The organism is Rathayibacter sp. AY1A5, assembly GCF_002930875.1.
In the GTDB taxonomy this organism is placed as follows: Bacteria; Actinomycetota; Actinomycetes; order Actinomycetales; family Microbacteriaceae; genus Rathayibacter.
Genome location: NZ_PSTM01000011.1, coordinates 108967 through 125108, shown reverse-complemented (window position 1 = coordinate 125108; position 16142 = coordinate 108967). Strand labels below are relative to the sequence as shown.

Here is a 16142-nt window from a genome sequence, read left to right as displayed (position 1 = left end):
AGGCGCAGCGCCTGCGGCGACTCGCCTACGCCTGGGCCGACGAGCACCACGAGCGCTCCCGGCATCTGCGGATCGACGCGGTCGGCATCGTCGCTCCCGGGGGAGTCCCGTCGCAGATCCGGCACCTGCGGGCGGTGGCCTGATGGGCCTGGGAAGGACCTCGGCGGTCGGTCTCGTCGGCTTCGCGGGAGCCGTGGTCGGGGTGGAGGCCCACTCGGCCGACGGCACCCCGGGCATGGTGATCATCGGCCTGCCCGACGCCGCGCTCGCGCAGGCGAAGGAGCGGGTGCGCTCGGCGGCGATCAACTCCGGCAGCACCATCGCCGAGTACAAGATCACCGTGAACCTCTCGCCGGCCGCGATGCCCAAGCACGGCTCCGCCTTCGATCTCGCAATCGGGCTGGCCGCGCTCGCGTCGCTCCGCGAGGTCGATGCGGAGTCGGTCGCCGCGGTCGTCCACATCGGGGAGCTCGGCCTGGACGGCCGGCTGCGCTCCGTCCCGGGCGTGCTGCCCGCGGTGCTCGCGGCCGCCCGCGAGGGCAGGCGCCGCGTGATGGTCCCCGTCGAGGACCGGCTCGAGGCGGAGCTGGTCGACGGCGTCGAGGTGATCGCGGTCTCCTCGCTGGCGGCGGCCGCCGTCTGGCACGGAGCCGAGTGGGAAGTGCCGGTGCTCCCCGAGGCCGCGCCGCCGGCTGAGACGGTGTCCGAGCCGGAGGCCCGCCTCGACCTCTCCGACGTGGTGGGGAACGAGGAGGCGGCCGAGGCGATGGTCGTCGCGGCGGCGGGCGGGCACCACGTGTTCCTGCTCGGGCCTCCCGGCGCCGGGAAGACGATGCTCGCCTCGCGCTTGCCGGGCATCCTCCCCGACCTCGATGACGACGCAGCGCTGGAGGCCACCTGCATGCGCTCGCTGGTCGGAGCGCCGACCGGTGGCGCGCTGGTGCGCAGACCGCCGTTCGAGAGTCCGCACCACTCCGCCTCGTCCGCAGCGATCGTCGGCGGGGGCAGCGGCCGCATCCGGCCCGGCGCGGTCGCCCGCGCCACCCGGGGAGTGCTGTTCCTCGACGAGGCCCCCGAGTTCTCGTCCGTCGCCCTCGATGCGTTGCGCCAGCCGCTCGAATCCGGCGTGATCCGCATCCACCGCGCGAACGCCGTCGCCGAGTTCCCCGCGCGGGTGCAGCTCGTCCTCGCGGCGAACCCGTGCCCGTGCGGCCGCTTCGGCATCCCCGGAGAGACCTGCACCTGTGCTCCCTCGGTCCGCCGCCGCTACCTCGCGCGGCTCAGCGGACCGCTGCTCGACCGCGTCGACATCCGCCTGACGGTCCGCCGGATCAGCGCGGCTCAGCTGGCCGCACGTCGAGACACGTCCGGAATGTCGACGGCGCAGGCTCGCGCTCATGTCGCCGCGGCGCGGTCCCTCGCAGCGGCTCGCCTCGCCTCCACGCCGTGGACGCTCAACTCGGAGGTCTCCGGCGCCTGGCTGCGCTCGGACGCGGTGCGCCCGACCAGTGCCGAGTCCCGCACGCTCGACCGGGCTCTGGAGCGAGGTCTGGTGACCATGCGCGGCTACGACAGGGTCCTGCGCCTGGCCTGGACGCTCGCGGACCTCGACGCAGCCGACCGGCCGTCAGCAGCCCACCTCGCGCGCGCGCTCGTCCTTCGAGGAGGTGCCGCGTGATCCGGCCCGACGCGCTCTTCGACGGAGCGGAGCTCGACGCTGTTCGCCGACTGCTGCCGAGCGGTGCAGCCGAGCCCCGGTCAGCTGCCGACGGCGAGGCGACCGATGAGTCTGACGGTGGTCGGGGGTCACTCGTCGACGCTGCTGCCCGGTGCGGCTGGAACTCTCTGACCGAGCCCGGCGACTCCGTCGCCGCCCTCCTCATCGAGAGGGTCGGCGCGGCCGAGGCCTTCGCCCACGTCGTGTCCTCGTCGTCCGCGGAGGAGATCCTCGCGCCCCCGCATCGCGCTCCCTCCGACGAAGAAGGCCCGGCACCCGCGCCCCTCGACTCCGAGGCCGCCGCCCTGCAGTCGGGGCTGGCGCGCTGGCGACCGCGCCTGGACCGCAGGCTCCTGTTCCGACGTCTCGAGATCGCCGAGCGACTCGGCGCCCGGCTGCTCCTGCCCGGGGCTCCCGTGTGGCCCGAGTCGCTCGACGACCTCGGGCCGCACGCGCCACTCCTGCTCTGGCTGCGCGGTGATCCCGCCGCCTTCGATCCGACGCACCGCCTCGCCCTCGTCGGCGCCCGCGCTGCGACCGGTTACGGCGAGCACGTGGCCGCCGAGCTCGCCGCGGGCGTCGCGGCGCGAGGCGTCTCCGTCGTCTCGGGCGGTGCCTTCGGGATCGACGCGGTCGCCCACCGTGTCGCCCTCGGCTCCGGAGGCCGGACGGTCGCCTTCCTCGCCGGGGGAGCGGACCGCCTCTACCCGACGGCCCACGCCGACCTCCTCCACCGCATCATCGCCACACCCGGCTGCGCCGTCGCCACCGAGGTCCCACCGGGCACCACGCCCACCCGCTGGCGATTCCTGCAGCGCAACCGCCTCATCGCCGCCTCCACCGTGGGCACCGTCGTCGTCGAGGCCGGCGCCCGCTCCGGATCCCTGAACACCGCCGGCCACGCGGCTGCCCTGGGCCGCCCCCTCGGTGCGGTCCCGGGCCCGGTCACCAGTGCCTCCTCCGCCGGCTGCCACCGGCTCCTCCGCGAGTACGCGGCGACCTGCGTCACCTCGCCGGCGGATGTGCTCGAACTGCTCGCCGTCGGCGACGCCGACGGATCGTGCCGAGCGCTGACCGCGGCTGAGGCGCGAGTCCTGGCCGTCGTCGAATCCGAAGGAGGCTGTGACGCCGCAACCGTCGCCCGGCTCTCCGGGGAATCGCTCGATTCGGCACTGTCGGCGCTGGGTGCGCTCCTCGCAGACGGACGCGTCCACCGTTCCGAGGACGGGGACTGGGAGCGGGCGCCCGGGTGAGCGGCCCCGCCGCCGCGGCGCTGTCGGCGGTCCGCCCTACGCTGAAGGGGCATCGGCGAGGGGAGCGGCATGGACGCCACGGCAGCAGGACACGGCGGAGAGCGCCCGCAGCTCGGGCACTTCCGCGCCGCCGACAGGGTCATCGCGCATCTGAGCGACACGCACCAGCTGGCCGACGGCGCTCCGCTCTACGGGAAGGTCGACACGGCCGCCCGCCTCGCGCAGGCGGTCGGCCGGCTGGCCGAGCGCGGCGGACGCCTGGACGCGATCGTCGTCACCGGGGACGTCGCGGACCGTGGCGAGGAGGACGCCTACCTGCTCGTGCGCGAGCAGCTCGACCCGGTCGGCGAGCGGTTCGGCTGCCCGATCGTCTGGGTGATGGGCAACCACGACGAGCGCGGAGCGTTCCGGCGGGTGCTGCTCGGGCAGGACCCGGCGGGCGCGGGACCCGTGGACCAGGTCGTCGACCTCGGCGGGCTCCGGCTCATCGCGCTCGACAGCGCGGTGCCCGGCTTCCACCACGGCGACCTCACCGACGCCCAGCTGGCCTGGCTGAAGGACGAGCTCGCCGCACCGGCCCCGCTGGGGACGATCCTCGCCCTGCACCACCCTCCGCTGCCCACGCCGCTCGGCGCGATGACCGTGCTCGAGCTGCGGGGGATCGACCGCCTCGAGGAGGTGGTGCGCGGAACCGACGTCCGCGCGATCCTCGGCGGCCACCTGCACTACCCCACGGCTGCGACCTTCGCGGGCGTGCCCGTGCTCGTCGCCGGCGCCACCAGCTACACGATGGACCTCGGAGCGCCCGAGCGGGAGCTCGCCGGCGTCGACGGAGCGCAGAGCCTCTCGCTCGTCCACGTCCACCCGGAGACGGTGGCCGCCTCGTTCGTGCCGACGGCACCGGCCCCGATCGCGACGCGGTTCGGCACCGACCTGATCGAGCGGCTCGAGGGGCTCGACGAGCAGGGGCGCATCGACCTCTGGTCGCGGATTCCGGACGGATCATGACCGGCGAGACGCTCGCCGACTCGGTCGAGCACTTCCTCCGGTACGTCCTCGATGAGCGGTCCCTCTCGCCCGCCACCGCGAAGGGCTACCGCTCCGACCTGGCGCGCCTGATCGCCCACACGGAGGAGAAGGGGCGGCTCCTCACCGCCGAGCTCGACCTCGAGCTGCTGCGCGACTGGCTCTGGCGAGAGTCGGAGTCGGGGATCGCCCGCGCGACCCTCGCCCGGCGCACCGCGGCCGTCCGCTCCTTCTCCTCCTGGGCGCATCGGACCGAGCGGCTCCCCGTCGACGTCGCCGCACGCCTCAAGACGCCCAAGTCGGGACGGACACTGCCGCGGGTCCTCACGCTCCCGCAGGCGCAACAGGTGCTCGACACGGTCGCGGCGCGAGGCGCGACCGATGACCCGGTGGCGCTGCGGGACCTCGCGATCGTCGAGCTGCTCTATGCCTCCGGCATCCGCGTCTCCGAGCTGGTCGCCGTCGACCTGGGCGACGTCGATCTCGGCCGGCTCACCGTGCTCGTCACCGGCAAGGGCGCCAAGGAGCGGGTCGTCCCGTTCGGCGTCCCCGCGAAGGAGGCGCTCGTCGACTACCTGGAGCGCGCCCGACCCTCTCTCGCCACCGGCGACGGGAGCGGGGCCCTGCTGCTGGGACGGCGGGGCGCGCGCCTCACCCCGCGCACCGTCTACGGCGTCGTGGCGAGGCTCCTCGACGGCGGGCAGGGCTCCGGACCGTCCGGTCCGCACACCCTCCGCCACACCGCGGCGACCCATCTGCTCGACGGCGGAGCCGACCTCCGCGCCGTCCAGGAGATGCTCGGCCACGCGAGCCTGGGCACCACGCAGATCTACACCCACGTCTCGACCGAGCGGATCCGCGACGCCTACCGCCTCGCCCACCCCCGCGCCTGACCGGACGCGCGAGTCGCTGGACGCACCCTTCCGCGCCACTCGCTGAACACCCTGCGCCACGTCGTCCATCGGCAGGAGCACCGCCCGGGGGATCCCGCCGAAGAACCGCATCGGCGAGACGTAGTCGCCACCCTCGCGGACGCCGAGGTGCACGCACCTCCCGTCGCAGTGGCCGCCCGCACCCACTGCTCCGACGGGCTGTCCCGCGGTGAGGACCTGCCCGGCCGTCACCGATCCGTCGACCGGCTCGACCGTCGAGACCAGACCGTCCGCGTGCACGATGCTCACCACGGACCGGTCGACCACCCTGCCCGAGAACGACACGGTGCCCGCCGCGACGGCGACCACGGGCTGCCCGGCCGCTGCCGCGAGGTCGATCCCGCGGTGCCCGGGGGCGTAGCGGTGGGCCGGCGCGCCCCACGGCTCCACGACGGAGAACCCCGGGACGGGTGAATTCCACCGCGGGTCGGACCGGCCGGGGGACGAGGTGCCGGAGGGCGAGGCGCCGAGAGGCGCCGCGACGAGCAGAGCGGCGAGGGCGAACACGCCCGGGCGCAGGAGTCGGGATCGGAGCATGCGGCCACCCTCCTGGAGCCGGTCCGGGACCGGTGGTCGGCCGAGCGGATCAGGGGAGGAGAGCGCGACGGGCCCGGCTGTGGAGGGAGGACATCGGCCGGGGGAGAGCGCAACCCGTCCCGGCGGTGCCGCGGCGAGGAGTAACGTGCCGGTGATCCGGCTCGGGAGCGGCACCCCGCCCCCACCGGCGGCGAGAATCGGAGACGACCATGACCAGCGGACGATCTGACACGACCAGCGGGAGAGCGGACATCCCGAACCCCTCGGCGGCGAAGCTGAAGAGGAAGGTGATCGGCCTCGCGATCGCGGCGGCGGTCGGCGGCTTCCTCTTCGGCTTCGACTCGTCGGTGGTGAACGGTGCCGTGGAGGCGGTGCAGGGCGAGTTCCAGCTCTCGGCCGCCCTGATCGGCTTCGCCGTCGCCTCCGCGCTGCTCGGCTGTGCGCTCGGCGCGTATCTCGCTGGGCGCCTGGCCGACCGCTGGGGCCGCATCAAGGTCATGCTGCTCGGCGCCGGGCTCTTCTTCATCTCCTCTATCGGCGCCGGCGCGGCGTTCGCGGTCTGGGACCTCGTGCTCTGGCGCGTGGTCGGCGGCCTCGGCATCGGCATCGCCTCCGTGATCGCTCCGACCTACATCTCGGAGATCGCGCCCAAGGCCATCCGCGGAGCCCTCGCGTCGCTGCAGCAGCTGGCGATCACGCTCGGCATCTTCGCCGCCCTGCTCTCGGACACCCTCATCGCGAACGGCGCGGACGGCGCCTCCGAGCCCTTCTGGTTCGGCGTCGCCGCCTGGCGCTGGATGTTCATCGCCTGCGCCGTGCCGGCCGTCATCTACGGCCTCCTGGCCCTGACCCTGCCGGAATCGCCCCGTTACCTCGCGACCCGCGGCCGCTCCGAGGACGCCCGCGCGGTGCTCGCGACGGTCACGCCGCGCGACGAGGTCGACGAGGCGCTCGCGGACATCCAGAAGAAGATCGACGAGGACTCCGAGAACGCGAAGCGCTCCAGCCTCCGCGGTCCCGCCCTCGGCCTGCTCCCCGTGGTCTGGGTCGGCATCCTGCTGTCGGTGTTCCAGCAGTTCGTGGGCATCAACGTGATCTTCTACTACTCCACCTCGCTCTGGAGCGCGGTCGGATTCGACGAGTCCAACTCCTTCGCGATCTCGGTCTTCACCTCGGTCGTGAACGTCGTCGTCACCTTCGTGGCGATCTTCCTGGTCGACAAGGTCGGCCGGAAGCCGCTGCTGCTGGTCGGCTCGGCCGGCATGGCCGTCTCGCTCGCGCTGATGGCCATCGCCTTCAGCCAGTCGACGATCAGCGGAGAGGACGTCTCGCTGCCCGGCGCGTGGGGGCCGATCGCCCTCGTCTCGGCGAACGCGTTCGTCGTCTTCTTCGGTGCGACTTGGGGCCCGCTGGTGTGGGTCCTCCTCGGCGAGATCTTCCCGAACCGGATCCGGGCGGCCGCCCTCGGCCTGGCGGCCTCGGCCCAGTGGATCGCGAACTTCGCCATCACGGTGACCTTCCCGATCCTCTCGCAGGACGTGTCGCTCACCCTGGCCTACGGCCTCTACGCCGCCTTCGCGGCGATCTCGTTCGTCTTCGTCTTCATGTTCGTGCCCGAGACCAAGGGCCGCTCGCTGGAGGAGATGGACACCCTGCACATCCGCACCGTGATGAAGTCGGCGCGCAAGTAGCACCGGCCTCCCGCGCCCCGACGGCCGCCCTCCCGCAGCAGCGGGGGAGGCGGCCGTCCTGGTGCTAGACTCCACGGAGCACCTCGCTCGTCGGGGTGACTACGCGCGCCCATTCGGCCTCCGCTCCCCACGGTCCCTCTCCGCTCACGCGGCCGGGGCGGGAGTGCGCCGGGCGCCAGGGCGACGTGCCGACCGGCCGTCGCAGACAACCGAACGGGAGTTCGGCGCCGTCGTGCGCCCGGGCCCCGAGACAAGGAGAACGACTCATGGCAGTCGTCACCATGCGCCAGCTGCTCGACAGCGGCGTCCACTTCGGGCACCAGACCCGTCGCTGGAACCCGAAGATGAAGCGCTTCATCCTGACCGAGCGCTCGGGCAGCTACATCATCGACCTCCAGCAGTCGCTGGCCTACATCGACAAGACCTACGACTTCGTCAAGGAGACGGTCGCCCACGGCGGCACCATCCTCTTCGTCGGCACCAAGAAGCAGGCGCAGAACGCGATCTCGGAGCAGGCGACCCGCGTCGGCCAGCCCTACGTGAACCAGCGCTGGCTCGGCGGCCTCCTGACCAACTTCCAGACGGTCTCGAAGCGCCTCGCCCGCATGAAGGAGCTGGAGGAGCTCGACTTCGACGACACGTCGAAGAGCGGCTTCACCAAGAAGGAGCTCCTCATCAAGAAGCGCGAGCTCGACAAGCTGCACAAGTCGCTCGGCGGCATCCGCAACCTCTCGAAGACGCCGTCGGCCCTCTGGGTCGTCGACACCAAGAAGGAGCACCTCGCGATCGACGAGGCCAAGAAGCTGGGCATCCCGGTCATCGGCATCCTCGACACGAACTGCGACCCGGACGAGGTCCAGTACCCGATCCCGGGCAACGACGACGCGATCCGCTCGGTGAGCCTGCTCACCCGCATCGTCGCCGACGCTGCGGCCGAGGGCCTCATCCAGCGCCACCAGAAGCCCGAGGCCGAGGGCAACGTCTCCGCCGTCGAGCCGCTGGCCGAGTGGGAGCAGGAGCTGCTCTCCACCGGTGCGCCCGCCGCCGACGTGCAGGAGCCGAACGAGCAGGCCGGCGCGGAGACCGAGAAGGTCGCCGACGCCGAGGCCGAGACCGCCGACGAGGCCGTCGTCGAGGCCGAGACCCCCGCCGCGGAGGAGGCCCCCGAGGCTGACGCCGCCGCGACCTCGACCGACGAGACCGCCACCGCCTGACACCCCGTTCCGTGACGGGGGTCGGACGCCGCACCCGCGGTCGTCCGGCCCCCGCTCGGTCGGTGCACGTTCACCACGAGTAAGAACCGCCGTCACCTCGGCGTGCTGGGCTCCTCCCGTGAGCCCGCCGCGAGTGACGGCGCCACAGGGTTTCCGAACCAAGAGGAGTTCCGAGAACATGGCAAATTTCAGCCTCGCTGACGTCAAGACGCTGCGCGAGCAGCTCGGTACCGGCATGGTCGACACGAAGAACGCGCTCGTCGAGGCCGACGGCGACCTGGACAAGGCGGTCGAGATCCTCCGCCTCAAGGGCGCCAAGGGCAACGCGAAGCGCGCCGACCGCTCGACGAGCGAGGGCCTCGTCGCCGCCGCCGAGAAGGACGGCGTCGCCACGATGATCGAGCTCGCCTGCGAGACCGACTTCGTCGCCAAGGGCACGAAGTTCATCGCCCTCGCCGACGCCGTGCTCGCCGCGGTGGTCGCCGCCGGCTCCACCACGGTCGAGGAGGCCCTCGCGGCCCCCGCCGACGGCAAGACCGTCGCCGACCTCATCAACGACGAGGCCGCGATCCTCGGCGAGAAGGTGGAGCTGCGCCGCGTGGCCTCCGTCTCGGGCGAGCACTTCGCGATCTACCTCCACAAGACGAACAAGGACCTGCCCCCGCAGGTCGGCGTGGTCGTCGGCTACGCGGGTGAGGACGCCGAGACCGCGCGCTCCGTCGCCCAGCACATCTCGTTCGCGAACCCGTCCTACCTCTCGCGCGAGGACGTGCCGCAGTCCGAGGTCGACAACGAGCGCCGCATCGTCGAGGAGATCTCGCGCGGCGAGGGCAAGCCCGAGGCCGCCCTGCCGAAGATCATCGAGGGACGCGTGAACGCGTACTTCAAGCAGGTCGCCCTGCTCGACCAGGACTACGCGAAGGACAACAAGCTGTCCGTCAGCAAGGTCCTGAGCGACGCGGGCCTGACCGTGTCGGGCTTCGCCCGCTTCAAGGTCGGCGCCTAACAGCACTGCAGGAGGGAGTCCGGGTCGTTCAGTCGACCCGGGCTCCCTTCGCTCTGCCCGGGGCGGTCCCGGGCGTGGTCGCGGGGCCCGCTCCGCGCGGGATAGGTTTGTACGGGTCTACGGGAGGAAACGTCCATGACGGAGACGGATGCGATGACGACGGGCAAGCGCCGCAGGGTGCTTCTGAAGCTGTCGGGGGAGGCGTTCGGAGCCGGCACGCTCGGCGTGAACCCTGACGTGATCAGCGCCCTGGCGCGCGAGATCGCCGATGCCGCGACCGAGGTGGAGATCTCGGTGGTCGTCGGCGGCGGCAACTTCTTCCGCGGAGCCGAGCTCTCGCAGCGCGGCATGGACCGCGGCCGGGCCGACTACATGGGCATGCTGGGCACGGTGATGAACGCCCTCGCCCTCCAGGACTTCCTCGAGCAGGCGGGCGCCGAGACGCGCGTGCAGTCCGCGATCGCGATGACGCAGGTCGCGGAGCCCTACATCCCCCGCCGGGCGATCCGGCACATGGAGAAGGGCCGCGTCGTCATCTTCGGCGCCGGCGCCGGACTCCCGTACTTCTCGACCGACACGGTCGCCGCGCAGCGCGCGCTCGAGACGCACGCCGACGTGGTCCTCGTCGCCAAGAACGGCGTGGACGGCGTGTACGACGCCGACCCGCGGACGAACCCCGACGCGAAGAAGCTCGACGCGCTGACCTACCAGGAGGCGCTCCAGCGGGGCCTCAAGGTGGTCGACTCCACCGCGTTCAGCCTCTGCATGGACAACGGCATGCCGATGCAGGTCTTCGGCATGGAGCCCTCGGGCAACGTCGCGAAGGCCATCCGCGGCGCCGAGCTCGGCACGCTCGTCTCGAACTAGACTGACCACTTCCCTCTCTTAAGGAGCTCCCTGTGATCTCGGATGTACTGGCCGACGCGAAGACCAAGATGGGCAAGGCCGTCGAGGTCGCCAAGGAGGACTTCTCCACGGTCCGCACCGGACGCGCGAACCCCGGCATGTTCCAGAAGGTGCTGGTGAGCTACTACGGCACCCCGACGCCGCTGTCGCAGCTCGCCTCGATGCAGAACCAGGAGGCCCGCACGCTCGTCCTGACGCCCTACGACAAGGGCTCGCTGCGCGACATCGAGCAGGCCATCCGGGACATGCCGAACCTCGGCGCGAACCCGACCAACGACGGCACGATCATCCGCGTGACCCTGCCGGAGCTCACCGCCGAGCGCCGCAAGGAGTTCGTCAAGATCGTCCGCACCAAGGCCGAGGACGCCAAGATCGCGGTACGCAACATCCGCCGCAAGGGCAAGGACGACCTCGACGCGCTGAAGGGCGACATCGGCGACGACGAGCTCGCCCGCGGCGAGAAGGAGCTCGAGGCGCTCACGAAGCAGCACGTCGACGCGATCGACGAGGCGCTCAAGCGCAAGGAATCCGAACTGCTCGAGGTGTAGCGGTGCCCGAGATCCCCGAAGGACCCGAGGGCGGCGAGAAGAGACCGTCTCCGCACGTCCCGGGTGCCCGGGGATCCCGGATGGTCACCCGCGACGCGCTGCGTGCGCGCGCCCAGCAGGGCCGGGCCGACGTCGAGCGCCAGCTCGAGGCGACCCGCGCCCAGCTCGAGGCGACGAACGACCGCCTCACCGCGCGCTCGGGCCGGAACCTCGTGTCGGCGACCGCGATCGGACTCCTCGGCGGTGGCGCGATGGTCGTCAGCCTGCTGCTGGTCAAGGAGCTTTTCATGGTGCTCGCGGGGGTGGTGGTGCTGCTCGCGGCGCTCGAGCTCTCGAACGCCCTGCGCCACGCCGGTCGGGACATCCCGCGCATCCCGACCGGGATCGTGGCGGTCGTCGCCGTGCCGGCCGCCTACTACGGCGGCCTCGGCGCCGCGTGGGCCACCGTCCTCGGCGGATCCGTCCTCGTCGGCGTCTGGCGGCTGGGGGAGCAGCTCTTCCGGCGCACCGCCTCGAGCCGGAGGGACCTCGCCCTCGACATCGGCCTCGGCGCGTTCGTCCAGGGCTACACGACCTTCCTCGGCGCCTTCGCGATCCGCCTCGTCGCCGAGCCCGGCGGCCAGCTCTGGGCGTTCGCGTTCCTGGTGCTCGTGATCGTCGTCGACACCGGCGCCTACGTGAGCGGACTCACCTGGGGCAAGCACCCGATGGCACCGCGGATCAGCCCGAAGAAGACCTGGGAGGGGTTCGCCGGTGCGGCCGTCGCGGGGATCGTCGTCGGCGTCCTGCTCGCCCTGCTGATGCTCGGCCAGCCCTGGTGGGTCGGTGCGGTGTTCGGGGCCGTGGTGCTGCTCACCGCGACGCTCGGCGACCTCGCCGAGTCGCTGATCAAGCGCGACATCGGCATCAAGGACATGAGCTCCTGGCTGCCCGGCCACGGAGGAGTCCTCGACCGGCTGGACTCGATCCTGCCGTCGGCCGCAGCGGCCTACGTGCTGTACTTCCTCTTCGCCCACTGAGCGCACGCCTCACCGGGGCGTGCCGATTCCGCTCCCGGCGCGCGGCTTGGCATGATGTCGGGATGACCGCTCCCTTCCCCCGAGCCCGCGAGTCCCGTCCCGGCTACGACACGGCCGAGGTCGACTCCTTCCTCGCGTCGGCGCGCGAGGCCTACTCGCAGCTCTCCGGGGGACCGGCGGACCTCCGCGCCGCCGACCTGCGCCACACCGCGTTCACCCTGCGCAAGGGCGGCTACTCCGCGCCCCACGTCGATGCGGCGCTCGAGCGCCTCGAGGACGCCTTCGCCCTGCGGGAGCGCCAGTACGCGATCGCGGCCCGGGGCGAGGAGGCGTGGCTCGCGGACGCGCGGTCGACCGCCCAGGAGATCGTGAACCGGCTGGCCCGCGCTCCCCGCGAGCGGTTCACCCGGGCCGGCGCTCTCACGACGGGCTACAACATCCGCCAGGTCGACGCCTTCGCCGACCGGATCTCCGGGTACTTCCGCGACGGATCGGTGCTGACCGTGGACGACGTGCGGACCGTCTCCTTCGCCCCGCAGCGCGGCGGGTACGCCGAGGCGCAGGTCGACCTGCTGCTCGACACGGTCGTCGATGTGATGCTGGCGGTCCGCTGACCGGAGCCGGATCTGCTGGCCGATCAGGTCATCGTCCGTTATGCTTTCGTAATCGTGGCTCAGCATCCTCAGACCTCCGTCGCCCACACGCCCGCGAACCGCACCAGCGGTCGCCCGGCGGTCCCGCACCAGACCCCGGTGCGGCGCTCCTGGGCTCGGATCCCAGTGACGGTGCTGGCCTTCACGGCGTCGATCGCGTTCGCCATGGTGAACGTCGTCGATCCGTCCAGCGGCGCGGTCGCCTCCCCCTATTACCAGGCCCCGGCGCGCTTCAACGGCGACTCCGCGCAGCGGCTCGTCGTCGCGGACGCCGTCGAGCGGACCGTCCAGCGCGACTCGTTCGGCGCCGAGGCGAAGCCGACGCCCACTCCGACCCCGACGCCCACTCCGACCGAGACTCAGACCGCTTCCGCGACCGTCGACGAGGAGGAGTCGGGCTCCGCCGAGGCCGAGACCGCCGCTCCCGTCCAGCGCGCCGCCGCTCCGGATCCCGGATCCGCGAGGGCGATCGCGTACGACATGATCGTGCAGCGCGGCTGGGCCGACAGCGAGTACGACTGCCTCGTCCTCCTCTGGAACCGCGAGTCCGGCTGGAACGTCTACGCCGAGAACAAGTCCAGCGGTGCCTACGGCATCCCGCAGGCACTCCCCGGCAGCAAGATGGCGTCGGCCGGCTCCGACTGGGCGACCAACGCGAGCACCCAGATCACCTGGGGCCTCGGCTACATCTCCGGCCGCTACGGCTCGCCCTGCGGTGCCTGGGCCCACTCCGAATCGGTCGGCTGGTACTGATCGTTCCCCTCCGCTCGGCACCGCGTCCGGCGGGCTGAGGCTCTCGCTACCCTGGTGCCGTGGATTACGCGCTGCTCGGGGTCGTCGGGATCATCACGGTCGTCACCGTCGCGCGGTTCTCGAGCCGCCTCGGGATCGCCGCACCGCTGCTCCTGGTCGTCATCGGTATCGGCGCGTCCTACCTCCCCGGGGTCCCGGACATCGAGGTCGAGCCCGAGCTGATCCTCGCGGGCGTGCTGCCGCCGCTGCTGTACTCGGCCGCGATCCAGGTGCCCCTCACCGACTTCCGGCGGAACCTGCGCTCGATCTTCGGGCTCTCGGTGCTGCTGGTCGTCGTGACCGCCCTCGTGGTGGGCGGCTTCCTCTACCTCGTGTTCCCCGATCTGAGCCTGCCCGCAGCGATCGCTCTGGGCGCCGTCGTGAGCCCGACCGACGCGGTGGCCGCGACCTCGATCGGCAAGAAGCTCGGACTCCCGCCCCGCCTGGTGACGGTGCTCGAGGGCGAGAGCCTCGTGAACGACGCGTCGGCGCTGGTGCTGCTGCGCGCCGCGACGGCTGCGGCGGCCGTGGTCGGCGCCTCCGTCACGACCGACGCGATCGACGTGGGCGAGGTGGGGGTCCTCTTCGTCTACTCCGTCCTGATGGCGATCGTCCTCGGACTGGTGATGGGCGTGCTCACCGTCTTCGTGCGCTCGAAGCTGCGGGACCCGGTGCTCGACACCGCCGTGTCCTTCGCCGTGCCGTTCCTGGCCTACATCCCGGCCGAGGAGCTGGGCGCGTCCGGGGTGCTCGCCGTCGTGGTCACCGGGATCTACACGGGGCACAACAGCGCGCGCTTCCTCTCGCCGCAGTCGCGGATCAGCGAGCGGGTGAACTGGCGGACGGCGCAGTTCCTGCTCGAGAACGGCGTCTTCCTGCTCATGGGCGCCGAGATCAAGGCGATCGTCTCCGGGGTCGTGGACCCGGGCGAGTTCGGAGTGGGCACCGCGGTGCTGCTGGGTCTGGCCACCGTGGTCATCCTGATCGTGCTGCGGGCCCTCTTCGTGTGGCCGCTGCTCCTGTGGCTGCGCAGCTCCGGTCGGCGGGCGGAGCGGATCAACCGGCGGCTGGCGGTGGGCCTCATGCGACTGCGCAACAGCGCCACCAGCGATGAGCGCTTCCGGCGGCGGCAGGTGAGAGCGGAGCGGCTCTACCTCCGGCGCGAGACCGACCTGGCCGCGACCGCGAGCGAGGCGTTCGGCTGGCGCGGCGGAGTCGTCCTGTCCTGGTCCGGGATGCGCGGCGTGGTCACGCTCGCCGCGGCCCAGTCGCTGCCGGACGAGACTCCCTACCGCTCCCAGCTGATCCTGATCGCCTTCACCGTCGCCGTCGTGACGCTGCTCCTGCAGGGTGCGACGCTCCCCGCGCTGATCCGGCTCACCGGCATCCAGGGCACCGACGGAGAGGCCGACCGCCGCGAGCTCGCGACGCTGCTCGACGAGGTCGCGGCCACGGGCATCCAGGCCCTCCCCGAGGCGGTGGCGGAGCTGCCCGACGGCGAGGCGGGCGAGCGCGTCCTCGAGCGCGTGCGCCGCGACACTCTGACCCGCTCGCAGGTGGCGTGGGAACAGGTCGGCCGCGCGGAGGATGCGCCCCTCGGCCCGCACGCGCAGTACCTGCGGCTGCGCCGAGCGGTCCTGCTCGCCGAGCGGGAGGCACTGCTGGACGCCCGGGGGCGCGGGGTCTACTCCTCGCGGACGCTGCGGCGGGCGCAGCTGATGCTCGACGCCGAGGAGACCCGGCTCGAGATGGACGACAGCTCCCACTGACGGGAGGGGCCCGGCGGCGGCCTCCTAGACTGGGGAGATGCCGCGCAGCAACAGACCCCGGGGCGGCCGCCGTGACGACGACGACGAGCAGCGCGACCTCTCGCAGATGCTCGCCGGCTTCCGGCGCACCGAGTCGCACGCCGGCCGGGAGTGGAACGTCCAGCCCGTCTCCGCAGCGCGGGCCGTGAAGAACTACCTCTGCCCGGGCTGCGGGCTCACCATCGACATCGGCCAGCCGCACCTGGTCACCTGGCGGGCCGACGGCGCGCTCGGCGACGCGGCCGACCTGGCCGGCCGCCGCCACTGGCACACGCACTGCTGGAGAATCCGAGGAGCACGATGACCCACGAGATCCGCGGAGGCGTCGTCCTCCCCGCCCGCCGCGAGGACGTCGAGCTGCACACCTCCGACGGCCTGACCCTGGTGGGGGAGCTCGCGCTGCCCCTGGAGCACGAGCCGGTCGCGACCCTGGTCACCCTGCATCCGCTGCCCACCCACGGCGGCTTCATGGACTCGCACATCCTGCGGAAGGCCGCCGCCCGGCTGCCCGCGCTCGCCGACCTGGCGGTCCTCCGCTTCAACACCCGCGGCACCGCGTCGCCGCGCGGCACGAGCGAGGGCGCGTTCGGACACGGCATCGAGGAGCGCGCCGACGTCGCCGCAGTCCTGGCCCTCGTCGCGGACCGCGGACTGCCGCACCCCTGGCTGGTCGGCTGGTCCTTCGGCACCGAGCTCGCGCTGAAGTGGGGGAGGGAGCACCCCGTCGAGGGAGCGATCCTGCTCTCGCCGCCGCTGCACCGCACGAGCGCGGAGGAGGTCGCCGCCTGGGGCGAGGACGGCCGCCCGCTCGTGGCGCTCGTCCCGGAGTTCGACGACTACCTGCGGCCGGAGGCGGCCGCCGAGCGCTTCGCGAGCGTGCCGCAGCTGGACCTCGTCGCTGTGGAGGGCGGGAAGCACCTCTGGGTCGGCGAGGCGCAGACCCGGCGCGTCCTCGACGAGATCGTGCGCGTGGTCGCGCCCGCCTCCTCCCCGCTGCCGACGGAGTGGGCGGGCGAGCTCGGCTGAGCCCGCCCGCCCAG

At 72.5% G+C, this 16142-nt stretch carries 15 protein-coding genes and 1 pseudogene; 15 read left to right on the top strand and 1 reads right to left on the bottom strand.

The window, feature by feature from the left end; translation table 11 throughout:
- Positions 1 to 142: 142 nt before the first annotated feature.
- From C5B98_RS09880 to C5B98_RS09865, 4 genes are all read left to right on the top strand, one after another.
- On the top strand, positions 143 to 1678 hold the full coding sequence (locus C5B98_RS09880) for a YifB family Mg chelatase-like AAA ATPase (RefSeq protein ID WP_104327718.1): 1536 nt from the start codon (positions 143 to 145) through the stop codon (positions 1676 to 1678).
- Positions 1675 to 2970, top strand: coding sequence for a DNA-processing protein DprA (gene dprA / locus C5B98_RS09875; protein WP_258063487.1), 1296 nt, complete (start codon positions 1675 to 1677; stop codon positions 2968 to 2970). The genes C5B98_RS09880 and dprA overlap by 4 nt, the downstream gene beginning before the upstream one ends.
- A gap of 69 nt (positions 2971 to 3039) precedes the next feature.
- The gene (locus tag C5B98_RS09870) at positions 3040 to 3978 is read left to right on the top strand and encodes a phosphodiesterase (protein ID WP_104327717.1); all 939 of its coding nucleotides are present in this window, start codon (positions 3040 to 3042) and stop codon (positions 3976 to 3978) included.
- Positions 3975 to 4889: a tyrosine recombinase XerC gene (locus tag C5B98_RS09865; RefSeq protein WP_104327716.1), complete on the top strand. Its 915-nt coding sequence runs from the start codon at positions 3975 to 3977 to the stop codon at positions 4887 to 4889. Before C5B98_RS09870 ends, C5B98_RS09865 begins: the two co-directional genes overlap by 4 nt.
- Before the next feature lie 123 nt (positions 4890 to 5012).
- Here C5B98_RS09865 and C5B98_RS17470 read toward each other — a convergent pair.
- Positions 5013 to 5465: pseudogene (locus tag C5B98_RS17470) on the bottom strand (murein hydrolase activator EnvC family protein); the annotation flags it as partial.
- 209 nt (positions 5466 to 5674) lie between these two features.
- On the opposite strand from C5B98_RS17470, the gene C5B98_RS09855 reads away from it, so the two are divergent.
- From C5B98_RS09855 to C5B98_RS09805, 11 genes are all read left to right on the top strand, one after another.
- Positions 5675 to 7156, top strand: coding sequence for a sugar porter family MFS transporter (locus C5B98_RS09855; protein WP_104223897.1), 1482 nt, complete (start codon positions 5675 to 5677; stop codon positions 7154 to 7156).
- Positions 7157 to 7422: 266 nt separating this feature from the next.
- Positions 7423 to 8370: a 30S ribosomal protein S2 gene (gene rpsB / locus C5B98_RS09850; RefSeq protein ID WP_104223896.1), complete on the top strand. Its 948-nt coding sequence runs from the start codon at positions 7423 to 7425 to the stop codon at positions 8368 to 8370.
- Positions 8371 to 8548: 178 nt separating this feature from the next.
- A complete protein-coding gene (gene tsf / locus C5B98_RS09845; RefSeq protein WP_104223895.1) occupies positions 8549 to 9376 on the top strand; it encodes a translation elongation factor Ts in 828 nt (275 codons plus the stop codon).
- 153 nt (positions 9377 to 9529) lie between these two features.
- Entirely contained in the window at positions 9530 to 10243 is a 714-nt protein-coding gene (gene pyrH, locus C5B98_RS09840) for a UMP kinase (protein ID WP_374952923.1), read from the top strand.
- A 32-nt stretch (positions 10244 to 10275) separates the two neighbouring features.
- Positions 10276 to 10830 (top strand): ribosome recycling factor, encoded by a 555-nt coding sequence (gene frr / locus C5B98_RS09835; protein ID WP_104232499.1) that lies wholly within the window; start codon positions 10276 to 10278, stop codon positions 10828 to 10830.
- An 80-nt stretch (positions 10831 to 10910) separates the two neighbouring features.
- The gene (locus C5B98_RS09830) at positions 10911 to 11849 is read left to right on the top strand and encodes a phosphatidate cytidylyltransferase (RefSeq protein WP_104327715.1); all 939 of its coding nucleotides are present in this window, start codon (positions 10911 to 10913) and stop codon (positions 11847 to 11849) included.
- A gap of 62 nt (positions 11850 to 11911) precedes the next feature.
- Positions 11912 to 12463, top strand: a complete 552-nt coding sequence (locus C5B98_RS09825) for a DivIVA domain-containing protein (RefSeq protein ID WP_104226865.1) — start codon at positions 11912 to 11914, stop codon at positions 12461 to 12463.
- 54 nt (positions 12464 to 12517) lie between these two features.
- Positions 12518 to 13255 (top strand): lytic transglycosylase domain-containing protein, encoded by a 738-nt coding sequence (locus C5B98_RS09820; RefSeq protein ID WP_258063486.1) that lies wholly within the window; start codon positions 12518 to 12520, stop codon positions 13253 to 13255.
- Positions 13256 to 13314: 59 nt separating this feature from the next.
- Positions 13315 to 15063, top strand: coding sequence for a sodium:proton antiporter (locus tag C5B98_RS09815; protein ID WP_104260590.1), 1749 nt, complete (start codon positions 13315 to 13317; stop codon positions 15061 to 15063).
- Positions 15064 to 15100: 37 nt separating this feature from the next.
- Positions 15101 to 15406: a hypothetical protein gene (locus tag C5B98_RS09810; RefSeq protein WP_181027199.1), complete on the top strand. Its 306-nt coding sequence runs from the start codon at positions 15101 to 15103 to the stop codon at positions 15404 to 15406.
- Complete coding sequence (locus C5B98_RS09805) at positions 15403 to 16128, top strand: alpha/beta hydrolase (protein ID WP_104327713.1); 726 nt, start codon at positions 15403 to 15405, stop codon at positions 16126 to 16128. Before C5B98_RS09810 ends, C5B98_RS09805 begins: the two co-directional genes overlap by 4 nt.
- The last annotated feature ends 14 nt before the right edge of the window (positions 16129 to 16142 follow it).

What these genes read in the sequence shown, in the direction of transcription:
- C5B98_RS09880 (WP_104327718.1), top strand. Translation starts at nt 143, where the DNA reads ATGGGCCTGGGAAGGACCTCGGCGGTCGGTCTCGTCGGCTTCGCGGGA.
- C5B98_RS09870 (WP_104327717.1), top strand. Translation starts at nt 3,040, where the DNA reads ATGGACGCCACGGCAGCAGGACACGGCGGAGAGCGCCCGCAGCTCGGG.
- C5B98_RS09865 (WP_104327716.1), top strand. Translation starts at nt 3,975, where the DNA reads ATGACCGGCGAGACGCTCGCCGACTCGGTCGAGCACTTCCTCCGGTAC.
- C5B98_RS09855 (WP_104223897.1), top strand. Translation starts at nt 5,675, where the DNA reads ATGACCAGCGGACGATCTGACACGACCAGCGGGAGAGCGGACATCCCG.
- rpsB (WP_104223896.1), top strand. Translation starts at nt 7,423, where the DNA reads ATGGCAGTCGTCACCATGCGCCAGCTGCTCGACAGCGGCGTCCACTTC.
- tsf (WP_104223895.1), top strand. Translation starts at nt 8,549, where the DNA reads ATGGCAAATTTCAGCCTCGCTGACGTCAAGACGCTGCGCGAGCAGCTC.
- pyrH (WP_374952923.1), top strand. Translation starts at nt 9,530, where the DNA reads ATGACGACGGGCAAGCGCCGCAGGGTGCTTCTGAAGCTGTCGGGGGAG.
- C5B98_RS09830 (WP_104327715.1), top strand. Translation starts at nt 10,911, where the DNA reads ATGGTCACCCGCGACGCGCTGCGTGCGCGCGCCCAGCAGGGCCGGGCC.
- C5B98_RS09825 (WP_104226865.1), top strand. Translation starts at nt 11,912, where the DNA reads ATGACCGCTCCCTTCCCCCGAGCCCGCGAGTCCCGTCCCGGCTACGAC.
- C5B98_RS09810 (WP_181027199.1), top strand. Translation starts at nt 15,101, where the DNA reads ATGCCGCGCAGCAACAGACCCCGGGGCGGCCGCCGTGACGACGACGAC.
- C5B98_RS09805 (WP_104327713.1), top strand. Translation starts at nt 15,403, where the DNA reads ATGACCCACGAGATCCGCGGAGGCGTCGTCCTCCCCGCCCGCCGCGAG.